Raw genomic sequence first — 24,898 nt, 5'->3', positions numbered from 1 at the left:
GACATTGGTGAAAAAGCTTGAGCCAGACACCAACGTTGACGAACAGAAAGCGCTAATCAACGAAATTCATCAATTTTACGAGCAGCATGATTTTGACTTTATCAGTGAGGACATTACGCCATTGATAGAAGAATCGGTGGAAGGGCTCACGCGGGTAAGCGAAATTGTGAAAGGACTGAAAGTTTTCTCACGCATCGACTCCGACGAAAAACAATGGTTCGACTTAAACCACTGTCTCAACACCACCCTGACAATGGTAAATAACAAACTAAAATATATTTGTAAGGTTGAGAAGCAGTTTGCTGACCTGCCACGGGTGTTCATTAATGTAGGAAAGCTTACCCAGGTATTCACGAATTTGCTAATCAATGCCGGACAAGCAATTGAATCAACGGGAAGACAAGGGATTATTACCGTGCAAACCCGGTTACACAAAGACCAGGTAAGTATTGAAATAACCGATACAGGTTGCGGTATCTCTGAAGAAAATCAGGAAAAACTCTTCAACCCGTTTTTTACCACGAAACCCGAAGGTCAGGGCACCGGGCTAGGGTTGTCGATTACCTACGGCATTATACAGGAACATGGCGGTACGATTAGCGTGACCAGCAAAGAAGGTGAAGGCAGTAAGTTCGTAATTACCTTGCCTACTGGTGATATTGACCAGGCGTTGCAACCAGAAAATCAGGAAGTACAGTAGTTGCTTCCTTTTCACTGATTAAACCTTAATTGTCCTGCAGGCAGCAGCCTTGCGCGGCAAACCAGGTTTAACAAGGAGTAAGACATGACAGATCCACAACACACAGAGCAAGTAAGATATCAGGTGCTTTGTGTTGACGATGAGCAAAACATCCTGCGTGCCATAAAGCGTGCACTTTTCTCATTGGATGTCGATCTCACACTGGCGGATAGTGGCGAAAAAGCGCTGGCAATCATGAAGGAAAAAACCATTCATGTGGTGATATCAGACATGAAAATGCCTGGAATGACTGGCGCAGAATTGCTGGAGCAGGTTGCAACACTATACCCAGACACGTTCCGTGTGGTACTTACCGGTTTTGCCGACATAGACGCTACTATTAAAGCCGTTAATCAGGGCCGGATTCATCGGTATCTGCAAAAGCCCTGGGACAATCAGGAACTGATTAACACCATTGAAGAGGGCTTGGAACGCATTCGCCTGAAAGATGAAAACACGCGCCTGCAAAAGCTTACCAAACTGCAAAATGCCAAACTGAAAGAAGTGAACAGCTCGCTTGAGCAGGTAGTGCAAAAACGCACCAAGCAAATTAAAGCGGCCCTGCGCCGTATAGAGCAGCGCAACGCCGCGCTTGAGCAGGTTCTGTTTAACGTGATTTCCATCAACCCGGATATCGACGGTAAATTCGCCATTGAAGTGAGCGAATTAGCCACTAAGCTGGCCACACTGCTGGAATGCCCCAAGGAAGAAATCAATGTTATTCGTTATGCTTGTTTGATTGGCGAATTTGGTTTGCTGGGGTTAAAACCTGAAGATTATCGTCCGGCATTTAACAAGCTCACTTATCAGCAACAAAAGAATTATCTGTCGCAAACTAAACTGGCCAAAACTATACTCGCGCCCGCAGAACATTTGCAGGAAGTAAGCGACATACTGGAGTATCAGTTTGAGTATTACAATGGTGCAGGTTTATATAAATTAGTGGCGTCTCAAATTCCAATTGGCGCAAGGATCCTGGCTGTAGCCAGAGATTACTGGCGCATGGTGAGTGGCCGGGTTACCGGACAAACTATGACCCCCATTGAAGCCAAAATGGAATTAAAAAAACACCGCAATACTCGCTATGACGGAGCCGTACTGGATATCCTGCTGAACAATCGGGACATTGATAAACCCAGTTACATCGAAAACCGTTTAGGGACCAGCGAGCTGAGAGCAGGCATGGTTCTCAGCAAAAATCTCTACAACGAAAATCACATACTGCTGCTGCCTGAGGGCCACGTATTTACCGATGCTACCATCACGAAACTGGCTCAGTACGAACGTGAACACAACCGCTATTTCGACATTGCCATTGAACGAAATGGGTTAGAAGACGCGACGATAGGGTAACTTTACCAACAAAGTAACCCTATACTTGCGCTAAACCGGTGTTTTGTATGCGTAATAAATGCAAGAATACACCTTAAATTAAACACTCAGGTGAGTATTTCATGCAACAGTTCGACTATATTTGTATTGGTGGAGGAAGCGGCGGCATTGCTTCTGCCAACAGAGCAGCCAAGCACGGTAAAAAAGTATTGCTGATTGAGAGCAAGGCTGTCGGCGGAACCTGCGTTAATGTGGGATGTGTTCCGAAAAAAGCCATGTGGTACGGCGCTCAGGTTGCCGAAGCAATTCACAAATACGGCCCGGATTATGGTTTTGATGTAACCGTAAACAACTTTAGCTGGGAAACTCTGGTTGCCAGTCGCCAGGCCTACATCTCGCGAATTCATGCATCCTACGACCGGGTGTTGGGTAACAACAAAGTGACCTTGTTGAACGGTTTTGCCAAATTTGTGGACAACCACACCGTAGAAGTAAACGGCGAGCATTACACTGCCCCGCACATTACCATTGCAACCGGCGGCCGCCCGTTTACGCCCGACATTGAAGGGGCACAATACGGTATTGATTCCGATGGTTTCTTTGCACTAACCACACAGCCCAAGTCCGTTGCCGTGGTAGGCGGTGGCTACATTGGTGTTGAGCTGGCCGGGGTATTAAATGCATTAGGCAGCAACACGCATTTGTTAATTCGCCAGCCTATGCCACTGCGCAATTTCGACCATACCATTCAGGAAACGCTTACAACCTTAATGGCGGAAGAAGGCGTAAATTTACATCCAAAAACCGAGATCACCCGTGTTGAAAAGCAGTCTGACGGACAGCTAACCTTAACACTCAACACTGGCAATACGCTTAACGTTGATTGTTTGATTTGGGCTACCGGACGACGTCCCAACACCGACAACATTGGCCTGGAAAATACCCAAATTGCCGTGCAGAGTAACGGCCTCATTACTGTAGACACCTATCAGAACACCTCCGTTGAGGGCGTGTACGCAGTGGGTGACATTACTGGCCAACCAGAACTTACGCCTGTTGCGGTTAAAGCGGGCCGACTCCTTAGCGAACGCCTGTTTAACCAACAACACAATGCACATTTGGATTATTCTTTGGTGCCCACTGTGGTATTCAGTCATCCGCCCATCGGCACGGTTGGTCTCACTGAAGCTGAAGCCGAAGCCAAGTTCGGCAAAGACAATCTCACGGTATATCGCTCAAGTTTTGCAGCCATGTACACGGCGGTAACCCGTCATCGACAGCAAACCAGCATGAAGCTGATATGCGAAGGCAAATCACAACGTGTGGTAGGGTTACACGGTATTGGTTACGCCATGGACGAAATCCTGCAAGGCTTCGCGGTTGCCATGAAAATGGGTGCAACTAAAGCCGATTTTGACGCCTGTATTGCTATTCACCCCACCAGCGGTGAAGAATTCGTTACTATGACTTAATACTCATAAGACTTAGGTGCTCACATGCCAAACCTGACATATGAGCACCTGCCCGCACAGACTAACCGCCCGCGTTGCCCCACCGCCCCGCTGCTTAACGCCACACCAGGCTGAACAAAAAACAACCGCACACTTACTTCGATCTGTCAGCTTTTTTTACCATGCCAATCGCCAGCTGGTATGACAACATGCAAGCCATTGAAATAAAATGATAAAAATAATGGCATATTTCATGCTAATTCATGTTCGTCATTTGACAAGTTAAAGCAAAAAATTAGGACGAAGTTTTAGTTGTTTTTGTTTTATATGGAATTTAACTTGGAGTTGTTATGATTTTATCGAAATTAAAAAATTCTCTCTGCGCATTGGCACTTTCTGTTGCCGGCATGACCAGTGCACACGCTGGTTTGATCAATGTTAGCTACGTTGAAATTGAAAATAACATTGGACAATACCTGCAGGTAGCTGAAGTTATTGCCTTAAATATGGACTTAAATGATGTTGCACTGGGTACTGCTGGTGCAGTTGCATCTGCGCCAAATCAGTGGGATTTTCGCACCAGTGCGAGCAATGCCATCGATGGAAATACAGCAGGAAACTACGGTTTAAGTCAGATTTATCATAACGCTAACGGTCAGTTTAATACCGCATTAACCATTGCTTTTAGCAGCGTACAGGAACTGTTTTCATTCCAAATTTTTGGTCGTGACGATTGCTGTAGAGAGCGCGACGTGTACAAAGTGACCTTCTTCGACGCCAACGGCGACTCACTGTTTAGCACCATCATGGATGCCAAAAACGGCGCGGAACCAACAGTAATTCTGCCTGACACCAGTGACGTACCAGCGCCAGCTTCTCTGGCACTATTAGGCCTGGGGCTTGCTGGTCTGCGACTAGCGCGTCGCACTAAGTAATCACGCCAGCCGTTCACTAAAAAAGAACGCAATACGGATTTCAATTAAGCCCGGTACTCTTACCGGGCTTTTTGCTGTTATGCCGAAGTAAACACGCAAGTCCCATCAATTTCTTACATAATTATCCTAAAGTTTAATCAAATGCCAGTGTAGTAAACCGGCGGAATCCCAGCGCTGTACTATATTCATTATTAACAATATAAAAAAGGTAGTGTGTATTTATGCTGGGTGACGACCTACTGTTTGCCAGTGACGACGAGTCGGAAGAATCAGCGCCATGTATGGCTGTGTGGAAAGTGCTCATTGTTGATGATGAACCTGAAATTCATACTGTTACTAAAATGGTGTTAAGCGACTTTGAATTTGAGGGCAAACGCATAGAATTTCATACTGCAAGCAGCGCTGCAGAAGCTCAGGCCATTTTAACCCAGGATAACGGCGCAGGCTTTGCCGTTGCGCTGGTGGACGTTGTTATGGAATCCACCCAGGCAGGCTTAAAGCTGGTGCAATGGATCCGCGAAACCCTGAATGATCAGGTACTCAGAATTATTTTAAGAACCGGCCAACCCGGCGAAGCCCCTGAAGAACGCGTAATCCGCGATTACGATATAAACGACTATAAAAACAAAACCGAACTCACGGCCATGCGGCTGAAAACGGCCATGTATACCGCACTCAGAGCCTATCGGGATCTGAAACTGATTGAGCGGCATCGACAGGGCCTGGAAAAAATAATTCACGCTACAACCCAGTTTATTGAGTGTGACACCCTCCCCCAGTTTGCTTCAACCATTTTGAACCAGATTTCGCTTATCCTGGGCATTGAATCCAGCGACATCATTTGTTGTGCGGTCACCCGTGACGCCAAATCGGGGAATCAGTACAAGGTGTTGGCTACCAATTTGCACAATAAATCTGCCACCGCCATTCCGCCTGATATTCAGCGCCGCATCGAATCGGCCTTGCGACAAAAGCAAAGTGTAAAGGGAGACGATTACTTTGTGAGTTACTTCACCACGCGTCGTGGCATGGAGAGTGTGCTGTATGTTGCCCGCAATGACGAGTTGGAAGCCGTGCAACACCATCTACTGAGTTTCTTTGCGCACAATATTGCGGTTTCACACGAAAATATTAAGCTTCGCGAAGTGATTAGGGAGTCACAAAAAGAACTCTCTTACATCATTGGCGAAGCCGTTGAAGTACGCTCCAAAGAAACCGGATCACATGTAAGACGGGTTGCCCACATCAGCCACTTACTGGCACTTCGCGCAGGCCAAACTGAATCCGAAGCAGAAATGATCAAACTGGCCTCGCCACTACATGATGTGGGCAAAGTTGCCATCCCCGATAATGTGCTCAACAAGCCCGGTAAACACAACGAGGAAGAAGCTGCCATCATGCGCTCTCACGCCAAAGTGGGTTACGACATGTTGCGTAAGAGTACCAATCCTATATTGCAGGTAGGCGCCCAAATTGCCCATGAACACCATGAACAGTGGAATGGCCATGGTTACCCCAACGGCCTGGCTGGCGAACAAATCTCCATTGCAGGCAGAGTGTCGGCCGTTGCCGATGTGTTTGACGCGTTAGGTAGCAAACGGTGTTACAAGGGCCCCTGGTCTGAAGCTGAGATAAAAACGTATTTTGAAAAGCAACGGGGTAAGCAGTTTGATCCTGCTCTGGTAGACATTTTACTTACCCATTTTGATGAATTTACGGCCATTCGAGCGCAATTTCCCGATCAGGAATAAGCCCTCGCTATTCGTACAAGTTGCTAAATTTCTTCGATGAATGCCGTCCATTCCCTATCGGCTTATCTTATACTGGCAACTGTTGCCAATAATGGTTGCACTCAACAATAACATCAACAGAGAACAACAATGAATCAATCCCGACAGAACAAAATACGGCTTCGCCCAGGCAAAATTGCATTGTCATTATTGAGTGTGCTGGCTTTACACAGCCCAGCACTTTTAGCACAGGATACCCAACCGCCAGTCGCAGAGACTGCCGGTTACGATGCGGCTAACTGGGACGTAACCAAACCACCGTTCCCGCTAACCAATGTTGCCATTAATACTGAAGAGACCACCTGGTCGAGTCTGGATATTGCGCCAAACGGCAAGTATTTCCTGTTTGACATGCTGGGCGATATTTATCGTGCCGATATAGGTGGCGGCAAAGCCACTGCGCTTACCGAAGACTTTGCCTGGAATATCCAGCCAGCCATTTCACCCGATGGCAGTAAAGTCGCCTTTATTTCCGATCGCGACGGCGTGGCCAATGTGTGGGTGATGAACGCCGATGGCACAGATTTACGGCAAGTCACCAAGGAAAAGAACAATATCATCCATTCACCCAAATGGAGTCCGGATGGGCAGTACATTGTGGTAACTAAAGGGATCATGTCTTCGCGCAGTATCCCGGCTGGTGAGATTTGGATTTATCACCAGGCAGGTGGAGCGGGCTTACCCATAAAAGAACGCGTGAACGGCAAACGCGACCAGCAGAACATTGCAGACCCGGTATTTTCGCACGACGGTAAATATATTTATTACACCCAAAACACGGTTCCGGGTGCCTATTTTGAATACAACCGCGACCCGCTGGAAGGCATTTTCGCGATTACCCGTTTTGACCGCACTACCGGCGAGGAGTCCAACTACATCAGTGGCACCGGTGGCGCAGTTGTGCCCACGCCTTCTCCTGATGGCAAGTACATCGCCTTTTTACGCCGGGTAAAATACGACACCGCGCTGTTTATTAAAGACGTTGAAACCGGCGTAGAAACCCTACTAAGCCGCGAACTTGAACGCGATATGCAGGAAGGATTTGGTTCAGAAGGCTATTACGCTTACTTCGACTGGACACCGGACAGCAAGTCAATTGTGTACTGGACTGGCGGTAAGTTTAACAAACTGGATGTAAAAACCCGCGAAATTACACAGATCCCGGTAAGCGTGAGCACAACCAAGCAAGTGGCCGATGCCCTCCACTTTGATGTGGATGTGGCACCAGACGAGTTCGACGTAAAGATGATCCGGTGGTCGCAAAAGTCTCCCGACGGCAAGTCAGTGCTGTTCCAGGCGTTAGGCAAGTTGTACGTACGTGATATTGCTACAGGCAAAATGAAGCGTCTGACCCGCCAGAACGATCATGACGAATTCTACCCGCGTTATTCAGACGATGGTAAATACATCATTTACACCACCTGGCACGATCAGGAACTGGGTAGTGTTCGCATCGTGTCAGCACGCGGCGGCAAAGGTAAAGTGATTACGCCAACGCCCGGGCATTATGTTGAACCATCCTTTTCACCCGACGGCGAATGGGTAACCTATCGTAAATTTACCGGTGGTTACTTGCTTGACCCCAAATACTCTGTTGAGCCGGGTTTGTATGTGATGAACCTGGACAACAACAAGCCGGTGAAAGTCAGTGACAGCGGCGTTCAGCCCCACTTTGCAGGCAAAACTGACCGACTGTACTTTACCGAACGGGTGTCAGGCACACCCTACGCTGAGACCCAACTGTCCAGCGTGAACCTGCAGGGTAACGACCACCGCGTACACTTGTACGGGGCCGACAAAGTAGCAGAATACCGCTTGTCGCCGGACCGTCAGTACGTTGCGTTTGTTTATCAGTTTAATACTTACGTAACCCCCTTTACCGACAATGGTAAAAAAGTAAGCATTGGACCCGACATGACGTCCATGCCGGTAACCCAGTTGTCGGACCGAGCTGGCGAATACCTCACCTGGCGAGCCGACAGCAAGTCGTTAGGCTGGTTCCACGGCCCTTACTACTTCGAACGCGAGCTGAGTGATGCCTTCACCTTTGCAGGCAACACCAGCAAAGATGCGCTACCAGAGCCAGTATCACAAGGTATGGATCTTAGCTTTAAAACCACTACCGACAAACCCATGGGATACAAAGCCCTGATCGGTGGAACCGTAGTGACCATGCGTGATGCCAACAATACCCAGGAAGTGATTGAAGACGGTGTGGTACTGATTTTAGATAACCGCATTGCCGCGGTAGGTAAACGCGGTGAGATTGAGATCCCAAGTGACGCAATGCGCATTGATACCTCTGGCAAAACCATTCTGCCCGGCCTGGTAGATGCTCACGCTCACGGCGCCCAGGGCCGCAGCGAAATTATTCCTCAGCAAAACTGGACACAGTACTCTAACCTGTCTTTTGGGGTGACTACCATTCACGATCCCTCGAACGACACGACTGAGATTTTTGCTGCATCTGAGTTACAACGTACGGGCAATATTGTCGCGCCGCGTATCTATTCTACCGGTACCATTTTGTACGGTGCCGAAGGACTGGGTTACAAAGCCATTATTAACAGCTACGACGACGCCTACTTCCATGTTCAGCGCTTAAAGGATACCGGTGCAATTTCGGTGAAAAGCTACAACCAGCCTCGCCGCGATCAGCGCCAGCAAGTTCTTTGGGCAGCTAAAAAACAAAGCATGATGGTCGTGCCGGAAGGCGGTGGTAAATTCCATCAAAACCTCACCATGCTGGTAGATGGTCATACTGGCCTGGAGCACAGCCTGCCAGTAGCCCACGGCTACAGCGATTTAACCCAGTTATGGTCAGCCACGCAGTTTGGTTACACCCCAACGTTTGTGGTGTCTTACGGTGGGTTAATGGGTGAAGAATACTGGTACGATCGCACCGAAGTATGGAAAAACGAGCGTTTGCTGCGTTATACCCCATCAACGATGCTGGACAGCCGGGCTATTCGCCGTCCAACCGCACCGGATGACCAGTACAATCACGTTAACGTAGCGGCCTATGCGAAAACCCTGCGTGACCAAGGTGTACGGGTTAACATTGGCGCTCACGGCCAGCGTGAAGGTTTGGCTGCTCACTGGGAAATGTGGAGCATGGTACAAGGTGGATTTACTCCATGGGAGGCCCTGCGCGGTGCCACTATCGACGGCGCATCTCACCTGGGAATGGGTAAAGACCTGGGCAGCATTGAGCCTGGTAAACTGGCCGATATCATGATCACCGACGGCAACGTACTAAACGACATTCGCCGCAGTGAGTATCTCACTTACACCGTGATCAACGGCCGGGTATTCGATGTAGCGACCATGAACGAAATGGGCAGCAAGAAAACCCGCAAGCCATTCTTCTTCGAAGCAGACAACCAGGCATTTATGCCGGAACAAACTGCCATTGAAATAGAAGAAAAGGCGCACCATTTACACTGGACTCACTAAGTCCCAACTAACGCAATAGCCCGTCAATGACGGGCTATTGGCTTTTATACACTAAGATGCTTTTTCCATAGTAGCCAGGAATACAACACGGGTACCAATATGCTGGGTAACAGCAAACAAGTAACTACGTAAAACACATTTTCCCTATCCGCAACAGCAGCCAACAACATTGCCAGCACGCCTGCGATAACGGTCAGTTTTCCCGCTAGTCGATGCGTTTTCACCCATATATCATCGCTACTTAGTGTCCAGGGAGTTCTGATACCAACAAAAAAGTTACTCCGCAATTTCCCTAAAAAGTTTCCCATCATTACAAAAAGTAAACCCAGGTCAAACGCGATCACGTTCATCATTGCAATCGCCACTCCTAAACTTATGAGAACATAGGCAACTTCAAAGATAAATAAAAACAGAGTAATGCCGAGTATTATGCTTTGTATGGCAGGCAGTGACTGCGAGAAGTGCTTACTTCGTGGTTCAATTATTTGCAGGAGTCGCGGCAAGGCATATAAAACGGCCATAATCACCGGTATGCCCAATAAGGCCCATTCGGCTCTGGCGGTTTTATCAACTACACCATGAATATTCCAGTGAACGGGTAATACAGCTCCTTCTTCCAGATTGACCAATCCAAAACAGCCTAACAGCAAACCAATGACAATAAGTGATTGAGAAATACGATTCACGTTCATATTACTTTTCCCTAATAACAGCGTTTGGATTGCCGAAAAGTTCGAACATATGACTGAGCAAATCTTCTACAACACTGGTATTTATTGAATAGGTAACCGTTGTGCCTGTTTTGTTCGAAATAATCAGGTTGGCATTTTTCAAAATATTAAAGTGCCCTGAGAGCGTTGACTTAGCCACATCAACTCTTTCTGCCACCTCACCTGCAGACATATCGCGCTCCTTTAAAAGCGACAGTATTTTTCTGCGCACGGGACTGGATAGCGCTTGATAAACGTCAGACATAATTCACCTCACAACCCATCAATAATTCGCAATTTAGCGAAATACCAAAATTACTTCAAGCGAAATTTCGGTAATAACCGAAATATAGATTTCGTCTTTTGCATTTAACGGATGAAACGCATAATCTTAGCCCACCAGCATTCCTTAACAACTGTAATTGCACATGCAAATTATCCAGCACATAGTAGATTTGAACACGGCAACAGGCACAATGCGTTGCTATGTATACCGCCCCGCAGCCGAAGGTCGTTACGCTACGATTGTATTTTACTCAGAGATTTTTCAGCACACTGCCCCTATTGCCCGTTCGGCAGCAATGATGGCCTGCCATGGCTTTGTGGTAATTGTGCCGGAAGTATTCCATGAGCTAAACAGCATAGGCACGGTGCTGGGTTATGATGACGCGGGCAAAGACAAAGGCAACAACGACAAGTGGCAAAAGCCACTGACCAGCTACGATTCTGACCTGGCTTCTATTGTTGAGTATTGCCAAAGCGCCGATTTTTGCTCGGGTGCCGTGGGCGCAATGGGAGTGTGTTTAGGCGGCCACCTGGCCTATCGGGCTGCACTTAATCCAGCGGTATTAGGCGCGTTTTGCTTGTATGCAACCGATATTCACAGCGATACCCTGCCCGCGAGTCCACAGGATCAAAGTTTGGCGAGAATGGCAGACATCAAGGGCGAAGTGTTCTTTGTATGGGGCAAACAGGACCCGCACGTGCCGGCGGAAGGGCGCCTGAAAATATATCAGCAATGCATGACTACCGGGCTGAACTATCACTGGCTGGAAGTGAATGCCGTACACGCCTTTATGCGCGATGAAGGTGAACGCTACGACGGTGCTCTGGCATTACAGATGTACCAGCAAGCAGTGCAGTTTTTTCAACGTACACTGGTTCCCGGAAAATAATAAGTGCTGAACTATAGCCCTTGAAATCCTCGCGCTTCAGGGGTTTTTGACATCGCCTTAAAGCTGATGCTTTTCGCCGTCGTCCGTGAGACGGTAGAACCGCTCGCCATCTATCAGCAAGCCTTCAGATGACTTTATCGGGAAGCTGGCTCTGTAGTCATCAGGGTGTTTCACGTCGATAGCGAATAAGCGATTATTGAACTGACTGTTTACACTGAACTGCAAGGTATGCCCAACCGAAATGCTCTTAGCATCGTAGAATGTCAGAATACGTTCAAATTCATCGTTCGACACTTCGCCTCGCAAATACCCTCTGAACCAGGCCGGACCGGTTTCGGTAGACAGTAAGCTTGCTGTTTTTTCATCGGCCAATCCCGGATAGTACATCTGGCGGTAATGTGCGCGAATTCGCTGATTCATGGCGTTGATATGCCACTGATGTTTAACAACATCAGGATGCAAACCACCATGTACGAAGATATGCCCATTGATCATTTCTACGGTATTCTTAGCCGCAAGCCAGCGCCCCCAGAATGCATCGTCGGCAAATAAACCGGCTGTAGACTTACCCACAAAACCCGCGATAGGGGTATATTTGTCTGCTGCTGATTGCATGTTGCCTTGCAGGTTTTTGATTTCGTGGTTACCTAGTATGTAATGCACCCGACCACCGGCGAGTAGCGCCTGCTGTTCAAGTTTATAAATAAACCATAGCAACTGCGTAGTGGACTGTCCGCGGTCCACCATATCTCCCACCAGCACCAGGTGCCCTTTGCCAAATTGCCAGTCGTAGGTTTGGGTGATTACTCCATGGGCCAGCAGAAATTTCCGGAAGGTATGAAAGTTCCCTTCCAGATCCGAGATAGCCAGAATAGGCTCGTCGTCGTTATAAACCGCCGGTGGCGTATCAGCAGGCTCATTGAGAACAAACGAAAAGGAAGACTCGTCCAATGCAAAAAACACACTGGCAGGTATGGATTCATGTTTAGCATAATAGTTGGTTTCTACACTAAAGCCTTCTTCGCGCGAACCCCGGATATAGCTCACTGCCATCTGGTTGTTTTCAAAGAACACCAAAGGACCTTCACCGCCCACCTTGTACGCCAGTGGCGCATCCCCCAAATTAATGGAAGCGTGCTGTGAAATCCCCACACAGATAGCAATTGCAAGCAACACAACTGACACTAGCAGGAAGTGACCAACGGCGCGAGCGATAGATTTAAACATAACGAGGCTCTGATTTAGTCTGGCGAATAAAGCCAAGCACTTTATGTGTAGTAAGCAAAATTAAATAGCCCATAATCAGCGCCACAGGCGAAATCCAAAAGCCTCGCAACGAATCAGGTTGCTCAGAAGTAATGGGATGCTGCATCAAACCAATGACAACTGAATTACCATCTGCAGAAGACCAGATTGCCACGCCATTGGGCACCAGTAGATTCACAAAGGCCAGCGCAAACAACGCCAAACCGATTCCAAAACCAAATACTGCGAGCCCGTAATAAAACATTTTAGACAACCCTTTACGCACACTGGCAATGGCACCGAACCCCTCCGGCGGCGGCGTTCCTGTGCGCAAATGGCTAACGTATTGTTCCGCCAGCTCTCTGGGAGGCCCCAAACGCGCCAGGATCTGTGTAATATCAGCAGTCTGACCCGCCATTTCCTGACTATCTATAACATCGAAAATGTGTGATTCAATTTCCCTGACCACTTCGTTCGCTTCCTCGTCACTGAGTGGCGCAAGGTATCGACTCAGGGATTTCAGGTAAGTTCTGATAGCGTTGCGTTCAGACATTTTTCTGGCTCCTTATATTATGATTCACACAAAATACTGTTTAGATCGGCTACCGTGCTTATCCAGCGCTGCTTCAAAAACCCCAGCTTTTGTGCACCGGCTTCGGTAAGTGAATAATATTTTCGTGGACGTTGCTCGCCCTGCTGAATCCAGCTTGCGGTGAGAATGCCTTCTCGCTTTAGCCTGTCCAGCAGCGGATACAAGGTGCCCTCGGTGATTTGTAGTGTTTCAAATTGCTGAAATTGGTTGAGCAATTCCAAACCATATTTTTGCTTGCCTTCCAGCGCAGCTAATACGGCCAGCTCTAATGTTCCTTTGCGCAACTGGGCATCCCATTTGGCATGCTGTTGTGATGCATCTTGCAGCTTCATCAATCTGTATAACCTAATACTATGTAATACATAGTATTAGGTTATAGCAACCACAATACAGTAATCAACTTCATTGTGTTTCAGGATGTGTATTCAATAAGGGGAGAGCAGGTATTCAGGTAAAACACCGAATGTTGCAACGACTCAACTTGAACGTTGTTTCATACTGAACCGAAAGAACAAAGGTATTTCTGAAGGATGCAGAAAGTGAATGGGCAGAAGTGCAGCAGCAAACACCGCTGCACTGAAAAGACCGAATAACTTATCGATTCCGCCCGTATTGTTCGTGCGACGACACCCAATCGGAACTGGAAATGGCTGAGGCCAGTGAAATTTCGCCTGCTAGTGCAACTGCACCAACAATTTCAGCAAACTTCAGCACTTTGTCACGCCCGTAACACCCCATCAGCTCCAGACATTCTTTTTGGGTACCAATGCCGGTACCCCCACCGTAGGTAGCCACAATCAGTGACGGAATAGTTAATGAGATATACAGATCACCGTCATCGGTTAACTCAGAATACATGATACCCGCGGATGACTCAGACACGTTGGCCACATCCTGCCCCGTGGCAATAAACATAGCGGTAATACCATTGGGCGAATGCAAACCCGTGTTATTTACGCCAGACAAAAATGACCCCACCGCAGATACCCGGCCATGATAGTCAATTTGTTTAGGATCAACGCGCATAACCGACAGTAAGTGCTCACGTTTAATCGTTGCTTCGGCAATAACACGCTTTCCGCGCGTACGCATAATATTAATTTGCGAGGCTTTTTTATCGGTGGCGAAGTTAGACTCAAGGTAGAAGTTTTCTATTCCCTGATAATGATCCAGAATCCAGCCACAGGCCGCAAACGTCGCTCTGCCAACCATGTTTTGCCCTGCTGCATCACCGGTGCGGTAATTAAAACGCAAAAACGCAAACTTGTTCGACAGGAAGCTATCGATATAGGTAAGTTTAGCTACCGAAGAGGTGGCTTCGGCTTCTTCGCGGATTTTGCCAATGTTCTCATTCACCCATTTCACAAAATCCCGCGCGCCACGCGCGTCGGAAAATACAAAAACCGGAGCGCGTTGCATGGCATCGTCAACAACAGTGGATTTTATGCCTCCGCTCATGTTCAGCAATTTCATACCCCGGTTGTAAGAAGCCACCAGCGTACCCTCGGTGGTAGCTAACGGCACAAGGAACTCACCTTTTGCATATTCACCGTCTATTTTAACCGGACCTGCCACGCCAATAGGTACTTGGGCTACACCAATAAAGTGCTCGATATTGCCTTTCAGGGTTTGCGGATCAATTGAGTATTTACCCACATGGTTTATTTTACCGCCGCAATAATCCTCAAAGAACTTTTGGCGCTTGCCAATAATATCCTGACCATAGTCATCATGAGAATCGCGGGGAATATGCCGGTTTGACGTATCCGGCGCTGAAATATTATCTTCTACCGTGAATTTTAATTTGCCAAATGGCGACGCTTTAAATGCCAGTTCAATTTTATGTTTTTCCGGGCTCACCGGAAGTTTGACATCCAAAAATACCGTAATCGCCTGTTTTAGTGCGAATGCCACATCGCCCGCCTGATTGAGTTCGTCCATCGACATAACCTGCTCAGGCCCCACCTGAAACGTAATGGATTTCGGTGGAATGGCTTTACCATCAATCGAAATACCATCGACCCGGTTTAGCACCGCATCTTTTAAACGGTTTTTAAGCATAAACTGCAAGCCGTCTTCGGTTTGAGTAAGGCTTCCGTGGGTATACAACTGACGAAGTAGGATACTGGGTATGAACATAAAAACTTCCTTGGCGTATATCTGTTTATCGTTTTTTTAGGTGTCTTCATACAATAGCCAGTGGTTCACAGTTTGTACAAGTGAAATTCGTATTCTTTTGAATAGCGTTGATATATCGCAATGCCCGTATTGACATTATCCGATCGGTAACCAACCAGTACATTTGAGACATCAATGCGAAATTTGGGACATCCAGAAGGTAGGGTCCCCTCCCCATAACACACCGGCCCTTGCCTGCAAGCAATCTGCCTCTTCCCGGCTTACTGTTAATCAACATTGAATGCAGGGAGCCAAGGCGTTATGCAAACCAACACATTGTTTCGTCATCAGGTATTAAACGCACAGCAACAGCGTATAAAAGGGCAGATATTATTGCGTCCAAGGCTGTCTTTTATTGCCCTTACCTTATGTTTGTTTGTGTGGCTGGCGGCAGCAGTGTACTGGCTTACTTCTGGCAATTATACCTATACTCAATCCGTATCAGGCTGGCTGGAACCCCCTTCTGGGGTGACCCATGTGTACAGCCCCCAACCAGGGGCTATTGTTGATGAAATACTGGTTACAGAGAACGCCTTGGTAGAAGCGGGTACGCCCTTAGTGCGCTTACGGCGCGACACCATATTCAGTCAAAACTTACATGCAGGAGAGTTGCAGACAGCGGAAATTCAGCGCCAGCTTGAGCGCCTGCAGGCACGCCGCACCCTTACCGCTCAAAACCACCAGCAACAACTGGCGCAATTAACCGCTTCACTGCGCTCTCTGGCAGCCGACCAGCAACAGCTACAAAGTATGAAAGCGCTCCATGCGAAAAAACTGGCACTGGCTGCGAAACAAAAGTCGGCTTTAGAAGTGCTGGTTGCGGATGGCCACGCCAGTGAATATCAGCTTAGCGACATTCAAAGTCAGTGGTTGAATGAACATTATCAACATGAACAGCTCGCCAGAGAACTACTCAAAAATGCCGCCGAACAGCAGTCAGTAAGGTTTAACCTGTCGGCCACCCAACAACAACAGGCGCTGGCTGAATTGGATATAGATAATCAGATCAGCGAACAACAAAACCGTTTAAACCAACACTTGAGCACCCAGGATATTCTGGTGGTGGCACCGGCCAGGGGCAGAGTCTCCCAACTACAAGTGAACACCGGACAAGCAACCCACTCTTCGTTACCACTGTTGTCGTTAATGCCCGAAAATGCCACCGTTGAGGCGAAACTGTTAATTCCCGTCGCCGCGGCAGGATTCATTGAGCCCGGGCAATCTTTGCAGGTACGTTACGACGCCTTCCCGTATACCCAATTTGGCACGCAAGAAGCCGTGATCACCCAATTGTCGGCCCACCTGCTATTGCCACAGGAAATTGCGCAAACTCCGTTTCAGGCTGAACAGCCCGTGTATCTGGCCACCGCTACATTGTCGAGTCATCATATCCGGTTTGCCAATAATGATATTGCGCTGCGTGCGGGAATGACCTTTGCTGCGGAAATTCAAATTCGCGAACGCAACTTGTTGCAGTGGTTATTTGAGCCGCTATATGTATTGCATGGAGGTGTGTTATGAGCGCCTCGTTAAGTCAGCTCGCGCCTTCTCTGCAATTGCCATGGCGACGTAAAGTACCGCAGATTATGCAGGCTCAGCACAGTGAATGCGGCGTTGCCTGCCTGGCAATGATAGCTGCCTACCACGGACTAAAAGTGGATCTACACAAGTTGCGTGGTGCCGGACTGGTATCGGAACAAGGAGCAAGCCTGAGGCAACTTACCGACTATGCAACGCTGATGTCGCTTAATAGCCGGGCAGTTAAGCTGGAACCCGCTCAATTACATGAACTTACCCTGCCTGCCATTCTGCACTGGGACATGCAGCACTTTGTGGTGCTAAGCCGCGTATCGTCGCGGGCTATTACCATCAACGATCCGGCTATTGGCGAGAGAAAGCTCAGCTGGGCCGAGTTTGGCGAACACTTCACCGGGATTGCACTTGAGCTCCAGCCTGCAAACTCGTTTGCAAAAGCCGATGCGCGCAGCAAACTTACCCTGTCGGCACTGTGGGCCAATATTGTTGGGTTAAAACGCTCACTGGCCCTGATGTTTGGCCTCTCGCTTTTACTTCAGTGTTTTGCTTTGGCCAGTCCCTACTACATGCAGTTAATCATTGACGATGTGATTTTAAATCAGGACACCCAACTGCTTAACGTGTTATTCGCTGGCTTTCTGTTGTTACTGGCGGTAGAAACCATTACCAATTTTGTGCGCCAGAATGTTGGACTGCACCTGGCTAGCCACCTGGCCCAGCAACTGTCGGTCAATGTGTTTACCCATCTGCTTAAATTGCCCTTCAGCTACTTCGCCAACCGACATATTGGTGATTTGGTTACCCGGTTTGGCACACTGCATGAGATTCGCCGGTTTATCAGCGAAGGCATTGTCAGCCTGGTACTGGACTCACTTATTGTGGCGTGCACCTTGATACTGATGGCGATTTACAGTGTGAAGCTGATGCTTATCGTACTGGGTTTCTCCGTATTGTTTACCTTGCTTCGCATGGCGCTGCTTCACCCTCTGCAACTGTTACAGCAGGAAAAGCAGGTATGTGATGCCAAGGAAAGTACGCACTTTATAGAAACCGTGCGCGGTATTCAGTCGGTCCGCATGTTGAGACTTGAAAACTTCCGTTTGCAGGGCTGGCAGCATTTGCTAACCGACAGCCTGAATCGCGACATTCGCATCAAGCGCTGGGATATGGGGTTTAGTGCCGCACAGCTTTTCCTGTTTGGTCTGGAGAACCTGCTGGTGGTGTATTTTGCCGCGCAACTGGTGTTAGTACAGGCACTTAGCGTAGGCATGCTGTATGCCTTTATCAGTTACAAAGGGCGCTTCAACAATGCCATTAACACACTGATTTCGCAGTTGATTCAATGGCGTTTATTGCGAGTTCACCTGGAGCGTTTAGCCGACATTGTGCATACCACAGCTCAGTTGGATAACTTATCTTCACCCGCACAACCCGACTCTCAGCCAGCCATTGCCCACAAAGTAGAACTGCGCGATTTCAGTTTTGCTTACAACGGCGGCTCGCCCGTATTAAAACACCTATCACTTACCATTAATCCGGGCGAATTGGTGGTGATCACCGGGCATAGCGGCAATGGAAAATCGACCTTGGTGAAGTGCCTTGTAGGGTTGTTTGGCCCTACCAACGGGCAGTTGCTGATTGACGGTGCCCCGCTGGATAACCGCCACCCGCAACAACGCATTGGTGCAGTGATGCAAGACGACATTTGCCTGTCTGGCACCCTGATTGAAAATATCTGTGGCTTTCAACCCGACATCGACATGCATCGCCTGATGCAGTGCTGCCAGCTTGCTTGTCTGCACAGCACCATCATGCAACTTCCCATGCAGTATTACAGCTTATTGCACGAAGGCGGCAGCAACCTGAGTGGCGGCCAGCGTCAGCGATTGTACCTGGCCCGAGCGCTCTATCAAAATCCGGCGCTGCTGATCCTGGATGAAGCCAGTAGCCACCTGGATATTGAATGCGAACAAGCCATTAATGCCAACCTGGCCCGATTACCCATGACCCGCATTGTTATTGCTCATCGCCAGGAAACTATAGCCATGGCCCAACGACGATTTCACCTACAGGATGGAAGCCTGACCGAGGTACCCGTTAGCTTTCGTACTGATCTACCCCCAAAACCAAGCCAAGGAGAATACTATGCTTGATCAAGAGTTATTTACTAACGACCAACTCGAAGCACTGTCTAAACGCGAACTGCAGGTTGCCCAAAAAATCATCGAAGGGCTGCCCAATAAGAGCATTGCGTCTCAGCTGTTCATTAGCGAGCGCACAGTGAAGTTTCACTGCGCAAACATCTACCGCAAGTTATGTATCCGTAATCGCGCAGCGCTAATGGCCAGGTACTTTCGATTTATTTACGCACAGGCCGCAGCATGATCCGTAAAGCATTGAGGCGATCACCTCGGTGATCGCCGCTTTTCTAGTTCATCTCCCCTTAAACTAATCCAATTCACTGACGCAACGTATAACCAGACAGTTTATCCGTCTGTGGACCCCATTATGTTTGGATTATTTAAAAAAGACCCCACCAAAAAAATGCGTGCGCAATACAATGCCCTGCTGGAAAAAGGGATGCATGCCCAGCGCAACGGCGATATGCGCTTATACGCAGAACTAACCGCGCAAGCAGAGGCTCTGTGGAGCCAGATCGAAATGTTAGAGAAGAAATAATATCCATTCGCACACATAAAAAAGCGGCCTCCAATGGGCCGCCATGTACGAGTACACGTTTGCGCTTACAGAATAAACCGGCTCAGGTCTTCGTTATCCACTAGCGCTTCAAGGTGAGCATTCACATAAGCGGCATCAATGGTGTAGGTCTCGCCCTGTTTTTCTGATGCGTCATAGGAAATGTCTTCCATTAAACGCTCCAGCACTGTGTGCAAACGGCGGGCACCGATATTTTCGGTTTTCTCGTTTACCTGCCAGGCCGCTTCCGCAATACGCTGAATACCGCTCTCGGAAAACTCCACCGTAACGCCTTCAGTTTTCATTAACGCAATATACTGCTCGGTTAACGACGCATTAGGTTCAGTAAGAATGCGTTTAAAGTCGTCTACTTTCAGCGCTGATAGTTCTACGCGAATGGGTAAACGGCCTTGTAATTCCGGGATCAGATCCGACGGTTTGCTCATTTGGAATGCGCCAGAGGCGATAAACAAAATGTGGTCGGTTTTAATCATACCGTGTTTGGTTGACACGGTAGAGCCTTCTACCAGCGGCAGTAAGTCACGCTGCACACCTTCGCGTGATACATCGGCTGAACTGGTGCCTTCGCGCTTACAAATCTTGTCAATTTCATCAACAAACACAATACCGTGCTGTTCAACCGCTTCCAGTGCAATGGCTTTCAAATCTTCTTTATTTACCAGACGTGCCGCTTCTTCTTCCACCAGCACTTTCATGGCATCGCGAATACGCATCTTCTTTTTCTTCTTATGCGAACCCGACGACAGATTCTCGAACATACCTTGCAGTTGGTTGGTCATTTCTTCCATGCCCGGCGGCGCCATGATTTCCACGCCGATTTGCTGCTGGGCAACATCCACTTCAATTTCCTTGTCGTCGAGTGTGCCTTCCCGCAACTTTTTGCGGAATGACTGACGCGTACCGCGATCTTCAGTGCGTTCTTTCTCGCCCCAGGCGTTTTCGGCTGGCGGGATCAGGATATCCAAAATACGCTCTTCTGCGGCTTCTTCTGCGCGAAAGCGCACTTTTTCCATTTCGCGCTCTTTGGTCATTTTAACCGCGATATCAGCCAGATCACGAATGATCGACTCAACTTCCTTACCTACATAGCCAACTTCAGTAAACTTGGTGGCTTCCACTTTAATGAAAGGGGCATTGGCAAGCTTGGCCAGACGACGGGCAATTTCTGTTTTCCCTACGCCGGTTGGGCCAATCATCAGAATATTTTTTGGTGTCACTTCCTGACGCAACTCCTGAGGCAGTTGCATTCGACGCCAGCGATTACGCAGGGCAATAGCAACCGCACGTTTAGCCCCTTGCTGGCCAATGATGTGTCGGTCGAGTTCGTGAACAATTTCTCTTGGTGTCATTTCAGACATAGCAAACCCTTTTATCTCGTGCTGGCCGAGCCAGCCAGGTAACCGGTTGAATACCCATTACCTGATAAATTAATAATCCAGTACTTCAACCGTTTGATTGTGGTTGGTAAACACACAAATGTCTGCCGCAATGGTCAGGCTCTTTTCTGCAATATCTTTTGCGCTAAGCGTTGTGTTGTTTAATAAGGCTGTCGCTGCTGCCTGTGCGTAATTGCCACCAGAGCCAATAGCGATTAAGTCCTGCTCCGGCTGCACAACATCACCGTTACCCGTAATGATTAACGATGCTGTTTCGTCGGCAACGGCCAGCAACGCCTCAAGCTTGCGCAACATGCGGTCGGTGCGCCAGTCTTTAGCCAGCTCCACTGCAGCTTTGGTTAAGTGTCCCTGGTGCATTTCCAGTTTAGCTTCAAAACGTTCGAACAGGGTAAACGCATCAGCGGTACCACCGGCAAACCCCGCGAGTACTTTGTTTTTGTATAAGCGACGCACCTTTCTTGCGTTACCTTTCATCACGGTATTGCCCAGCGATACCTGACCATCGCCGGCCATTACTACCTGGTTGTCCCGACGGACAGATACAATTGTAGTCACATTCACTCCACTTGGGTGGTTATGGCATTGCCATTATCAAAACTCGGGCAATGCATGAACAATGAAAGGAAAATGGGGGAACGAAAAGAGAATTTCAAGGGCCGTTAGATACAACGGCCAGAAAAGATCAGATTATAAATTCCAGAACCAGATTTGGCAGGTGGTAATATTCACTTTACGCAGTGCATGCTTGGCGCGCTCTGCATCACGTTTAGCGTCATAGGGCCCCAAAATTACGCGAAACCATTCGCCATTGTCACCGTCACTTCGGCGGATTTGCGCTTCCATACCCTGAAAGGCGATTTTTGCGCGCATTTCTTCTGCCTGAGCGCGAGTTTTAAACGACGCGCACTGCATCAGGTAACGTTTATCTGACTTCTCTTGTTGAGCAACATCCACTTCAACTTCGTAACCAGGCAGCGTTTTAATATATTCCCACTCTTCCTGTGGTAACTCTGGCAATTCATCTTCAACTGCCACTGGCTTTTTCGCCAGCGGCTGCACGCCATCAGGTTCTACGTTATCTTTAATCGACCACAGGAAGTAAGCAAACCCAACCAGCAATGCAATGACAACTCCAACAGCAACCCAAGAGACGGTTTTAGCCGGCAATGGGCCAGCATTGTTGCGGGCGTTTCCTGTCGTTTTTTTATTTTTCTGTTTTTTCTGTGGTGTGCGGCCACGAGAAACATAATCGCGTTGAGACATAATGCCTTTCTAATCTATCTATCATACGGCACGCAAACATGCGCAAAATTCTAAAACCTGACTACTCATTAGTGAACATACCAATGAGCAGACCAGTGTAACGCGCCTGTTTAGAAAAAGCTGCCCAAGTTTTACCCGTTATGACATTTTATTGAGGTTACAACCAGCATTTATTGCAGTATCAGACAATTAGCTGAAATCTACGGGGTCGATATCCAAGCTCCAGCGCACACGGTTAGCTAGTGGCAATCCCTGAACGTCGCGTAACGAGCTGGTGATCCAGGCGTGCAATGCCACACGCTGGGTACACTGCAGCAATACCATAAAACGAAAGCGCCCCTGGCGTTTCTCAATAAGACAAGGCAACGGGCCAGCGAGATACCCGCCAAACTGATTGCTACTGACAGCAAATACCTGCTTCACTTGCTGCAGGAATGTATGCACCTGCTGCGCAGTATTGGCTTCTGCCCGAATCACTGCCTGAGCACTGTAGGGCGGCAGGTTCGCCATTTTGCGTTCATGCAATGCATGGCGGGCAAAGTGTGCAAAACCGTTTTGTATTAAATCCTGAAGTAGTGGATGCCCGGGGTTATCGGTTTGAATAACCATTTCACCTGGCTTGGTAGCACGTCCGGCACGCCCTGCTAACTGGGTGATTAACTGTGCAAATTTTTCCGGTGCGCGAAAATCGGCAGAAAACAACGCGCCATCACAATCCAATACTACTACCAGCGTAACGTGGGGAAAGTGATGTCCTTTGGAGAGTATTTGCGTGCCAACAAGCAACTGATATTTTCGCGCGTTGATTTCATCCAGCCGGGCAACCAGCGCACCTTTGCCACGCACCGCATCGCTATCGATTCTAACCTGCTTCACGTCTGGGAAAAGCTCGCCTAGCCCTTGTTCGAGTTGCTCGGTTCCAATGCCTGATGTTTGCAATGAAGTACTATGACAAGCACCGCACTGTGTCGGCATTCGTTTGCTGGCGCCACAATGATGACACTGCAAGCGAGCCTGCGACTTGTGGAAGGTGTATGGCCGGTCGCAACTTTTGCAATCAACGGTTTGACCGCAGTGGTGGCACAACACCGCGGGCGCATAGCCCCGACGGTTTAAAAACACCAGTACCTGATTACCTTGTTGCAAATGGCTGCGCATAATCCCAAGCAAGCCTGCAGCAATACCCGCCTGGAGCGGCTGATCACGCGAATCGAGCACTTTTAGCTGAGTATGGCTGGCACCGCCTGCCCTCTCGCTGAGTTGCAGATGAATATAGCGGCCTGCCAGCGCGTTGTTCAGACTCTCCAGTGATGGCGTTGCACTGCCGAGTAAAAGCGGTACTTGTTCGGTTTGCGCCCGCTTAACGGCTAGATCCCGCGCGTGATAACGCAGGCCATCCTGCTGTTTAAACGACTCATCATGTTCTTCATCAACAATGATCATGCCCGGACGGGCCATCGGTGTAAAAATGGCTGAACGGGTCCCAATAACAATGCCAAGTTCACCGCGGCGCGATTGCTGCCACACCTGCAGCCTGGCCAGATCTGACATCTGCGAATGCAACACACCCACTTTTACACCGAAGCGCCGCTCAAAGCGCCCCACCGTTTGTGGTGTCAGCCCTATTTCAGGTACCAGTATCAGCACCTGCCGGTTGGCTTTTAACACAGGCGCGATAACCTGCAGATACACTTCAGTTTTACCGCTACCGGTAACGCCTTCGATTAAAAATGTGCGAAACGCCGCCCCCGCCTGATTAATTGCCGCAATGGCAACCGCTTGTTCCCGTGAGGCAAAAGGCGGCGTTTCCTGTAATGAATACGAAGCCCAGTCTGGCTGACTTTGCTGGGTGATTTGCACTGGATGAATGAGTGCTTTTTCCAGGAGCGCCTTCACCACGGCAGGTGTAAACAGCTGCTTTATTTCACCTTCTTCAACCGTCCCTTCTGCAAACATTGCCAGGCACTGCTGTTGCTTTTTTCCTTTTACCAGCGATTGTTCTAAAGCGTCCCGTCCGCTCTCGGTTATTGCAAAAGCATCGAGCTTGTCGGTAAGCGGCATACCTTTGCGTAAACGCACCGGCATCAACGTGGCCCATACCTCGCCAATGGGATGGTGGTAGTATTTCGCCAGCCAGTTAACCAACGTAATCAGGGTAGCATCAAAAAGTGGCACGTCATCCAGTACGTCGGTTACGGGCTTTAAAGCCAGCTCTGCGTTGGTCGCGTCATCTTCAGCGCAATTTAACACCACGCCAATCAGGGTGCGGTTTCCAAACGGCACCTGTACGCGCACACCGATTTGAACGGGCGTGTGGTGGCGGTAACTAAACGATTGCTTTAGCGGTACGGGTACCGCGACATCAACTACGGGCATGATTA

The 24,898-nt window shown here is 48.6% G+C and carries 21 protein-coding genes; 11 read left to right on the top strand and 10 right to left on the bottom strand.

Translation table 11 applies throughout. From position 1 onward, the window contains the following. The 6 genes from ACLR2L_RS06920 to ACLR2L_RS06895 form a co-directional block, all read left to right on the top strand. A partial coding sequence (locus tag ACLR2L_RS06920; protein WP_413366837.1) for a sensor histidine kinase occupies positions 1–700 on the top strand: 700 nt, incomplete at its 5' end. An 84-nt stretch (positions 701–784) separates the two neighbouring features. Next, complete coding sequence (locus tag ACLR2L_RS06915; RefSeq protein ID WP_413366835.1) at positions 785–2,092, top strand: response regulator; 1,308 nt, start codon at positions 785–787, stop codon at positions 2,090–2,092. Between the two features lie 101 nt (positions 2,093–2,193). Next, the gene (gene gorA, locus ACLR2L_RS06910) at positions 2,194–3,543 is read left to right on the top strand and encodes a glutathione-disulfide reductase (protein ID WP_413366833.1); all 1,350 of its coding nucleotides are present in this window, start codon (positions 2,194–2,196) and stop codon (positions 3,541–3,543) included. 329 nt (positions 3,544–3,872) lie between these two features. After that, on the top strand, positions 3,873–4,457 hold the full coding sequence (locus ACLR2L_RS06905) for a PEP-CTERM sorting domain-containing protein (RefSeq protein WP_140958586.1): 585 nt from the start codon (positions 3,873–3,875) through the stop codon (positions 4,455–4,457). Between the two features lie 221 nt (positions 4,458–4,678). Further along, complete coding sequence (locus ACLR2L_RS06900; protein ID WP_413366830.1) at positions 4,679–6,208, top strand: DUF3369 domain-containing protein; 1,530 nt, start codon at positions 4,679–4,681, stop codon at positions 6,206–6,208. Positions 6,209–6,337: 129 nt separating this feature from the next. Continuing rightward, the gene (locus tag ACLR2L_RS06895; protein WP_413366828.1) at positions 6,338–9,703 is read left to right on the top strand and encodes an amidohydrolase family protein; all 3,366 of its coding nucleotides are present in this window, start codon (positions 6,338–6,340) and stop codon (positions 9,701–9,703) included. 44 nt (positions 9,704–9,747) lie between these two features. Here ACLR2L_RS06895 and ACLR2L_RS06890 read toward each other — a convergent pair whose 3' ends face one another. Next, positions 9,748–10,395, bottom strand: coding sequence for an SdpI family protein (locus ACLR2L_RS06890; protein WP_413366826.1), 648 nt, complete (start codon positions 10,393–10,395; stop codon positions 9,748–9,750). 1 nt (position 10,396) lies between these two features. Next, positions 10,397–10,678: an autorepressor SdpR family transcription factor gene (locus tag ACLR2L_RS06885; RefSeq protein ID WP_413366824.1), complete on the bottom strand. Its 282-nt coding sequence runs from the start codon at positions 10,676–10,678 to the stop codon at positions 10,397–10,399. 163 nt (positions 10,679–10,841) lie between these two features. Here ACLR2L_RS06885 and ACLR2L_RS06880 point away from each other — a divergent pair, with 163 nt between their 5' ends. Continuing rightward, positions 10,842–11,588, top strand: a complete 747-nt coding sequence (locus ACLR2L_RS06880) for a dienelactone hydrolase family protein (RefSeq protein WP_413366822.1) — start codon at positions 10,842–10,844, stop codon at positions 11,586–11,588. Between the two features lie 57 nt (positions 11,589–11,645). Here ACLR2L_RS06880 and ACLR2L_RS06875 read toward each other — a convergent pair whose 3' ends face one another. The 4 genes from ACLR2L_RS06875 to ACLR2L_RS06860 all read right to left on the bottom strand — a co-directional run bounded on the left by ACLR2L_RS06875 (position 11,646) and on the right by ACLR2L_RS06860 (position 15,204). Then, a complete protein-coding gene (locus ACLR2L_RS06875; protein ID WP_413366820.1) occupies positions 11,646–12,815 on the bottom strand; it encodes a metallophosphoesterase in 1,170 nt (389 codons plus the stop codon). After that, positions 12,808–13,386 carry an HAAS signaling domain-containing protein gene (locus ACLR2L_RS06870; protein WP_413366818.1) on the bottom strand — a complete coding sequence of 193 codons (579 nt, stop codon included), beginning with the start codon at positions 13,384–13,386 and terminating at the stop codon, positions 12,808–12,810. The genes ACLR2L_RS06875 and ACLR2L_RS06870 overlap by 8 nt, the downstream gene beginning before the upstream one ends. A 17-nt stretch (positions 13,387–13,403) precedes the next feature. Further along, on the bottom strand, positions 13,404–13,757 hold the full coding sequence (locus ACLR2L_RS06865) for a PadR family transcriptional regulator (RefSeq protein WP_413366816.1): 354 nt from the start codon (positions 13,755–13,757) through the stop codon (positions 13,404–13,406). 262 nt (positions 13,758–14,019) lie between these two features. Beyond that, positions 14,020–15,204, bottom strand: coding sequence for a hydroxymethylglutaryl-CoA reductase (locus ACLR2L_RS06860; RefSeq protein WP_413366839.1), 1,185 nt, complete (start codon positions 15,202–15,204; stop codon positions 14,020–14,022). A 660-nt stretch (positions 15,205–15,864) separates the two neighbouring features. On the opposite strand from ACLR2L_RS06860, the gene ACLR2L_RS06855 reads away from it, so the two are divergent. The 4 genes from ACLR2L_RS06855 (at position 15,865) to ACLR2L_RS06840 (ending at position 19,818) form a co-directional block, all read left to right on the top strand. Continuing rightward, positions 15,865–17,124, top strand: coding sequence for an HlyD family efflux transporter periplasmic adaptor subunit (locus ACLR2L_RS06855; RefSeq protein WP_413366814.1), 1,260 nt, complete (start codon positions 15,865–15,867; stop codon positions 17,122–17,124). Continuing rightward, on the top strand, positions 17,121–19,292 hold the full coding sequence (locus ACLR2L_RS06850; protein WP_413366812.1) for a peptidase domain-containing ABC transporter: 2,172 nt from the start codon (positions 17,121–17,123) through the stop codon (positions 19,290–19,292). Before ACLR2L_RS06855 ends, ACLR2L_RS06850 begins: the two co-directional genes overlap by 4 nt. Then, a complete protein-coding gene (locus tag ACLR2L_RS06845; RefSeq protein WP_140958595.1) occupies positions 19,285–19,524 on the top strand; it encodes a helix-turn-helix domain-containing protein in 240 nt (79 codons plus the stop codon). The genes ACLR2L_RS06850 and ACLR2L_RS06845 overlap by 8 nt, the downstream gene beginning before the upstream one ends. A gap of 123 nt (positions 19,525–19,647) precedes the next feature. Beyond that, on the top strand, positions 19,648–19,818 hold the full coding sequence (locus ACLR2L_RS06840) for a DUF6435 family protein (RefSeq protein WP_140958596.1): 171 nt from the start codon (positions 19,648–19,650) through the stop codon (positions 19,816–19,818). Between the two features lie 65 nt (positions 19,819–19,883). Here ACLR2L_RS06840 and hslU read toward each other — a convergent pair whose 3' ends face one another. The 4 genes from hslU to priA all read right to left on the bottom strand — a co-directional run bounded on the left by hslU (position 19,884) and on the right by priA (position 24,893). Further along, positions 19,884–21,215, bottom strand: a complete 1,332-nt coding sequence (gene hslU, locus ACLR2L_RS06835) for an HslU--HslV peptidase ATPase subunit (RefSeq protein WP_140958597.1) — start codon at positions 21,213–21,215, stop codon at positions 19,884–19,886. Positions 21,216–21,284: 69 nt separating this feature from the next. Further along, positions 21,285–21,809: an ATP-dependent protease subunit HslV gene (gene hslV, locus ACLR2L_RS06830; protein WP_140958598.1), complete on the bottom strand. Its 525-nt coding sequence runs from the start codon at positions 21,807–21,809 to the stop codon at positions 21,285–21,287. Positions 21,810–21,941: 132 nt separating this feature from the next. Next, positions 21,942–22,517 (bottom strand): SPOR domain-containing protein, encoded by a 576-nt coding sequence (locus ACLR2L_RS06825; protein ID WP_140958599.1) that lies wholly within the window; start codon positions 22,515–22,517, stop codon positions 21,942–21,944. A 189-nt stretch (positions 22,518–22,706) separates the two neighbouring features. Beyond that, positions 22,707–24,893: a primosomal protein N' gene (gene priA / locus ACLR2L_RS06820; protein WP_413366808.1), complete on the bottom strand. Its 2,187-nt coding sequence runs from the start codon at positions 24,891–24,893 to the stop codon at positions 22,707–22,709. Between the last annotated feature and the right edge of the window lie 5 nt (positions 24,894–24,898).

It is taken from the genome of Alteromonas sp. AMM-1 (genome assembly GCF_047290655.1).
Taxonomy (GTDB): Bacteria; Pseudomonadota; Gammaproteobacteria; order Enterobacterales; family Alteromonadaceae; genus Alteromonas; species Alteromonas mangrovi.
This window is presented reverse-complemented; position numbering and strand designations above follow the sequence as displayed.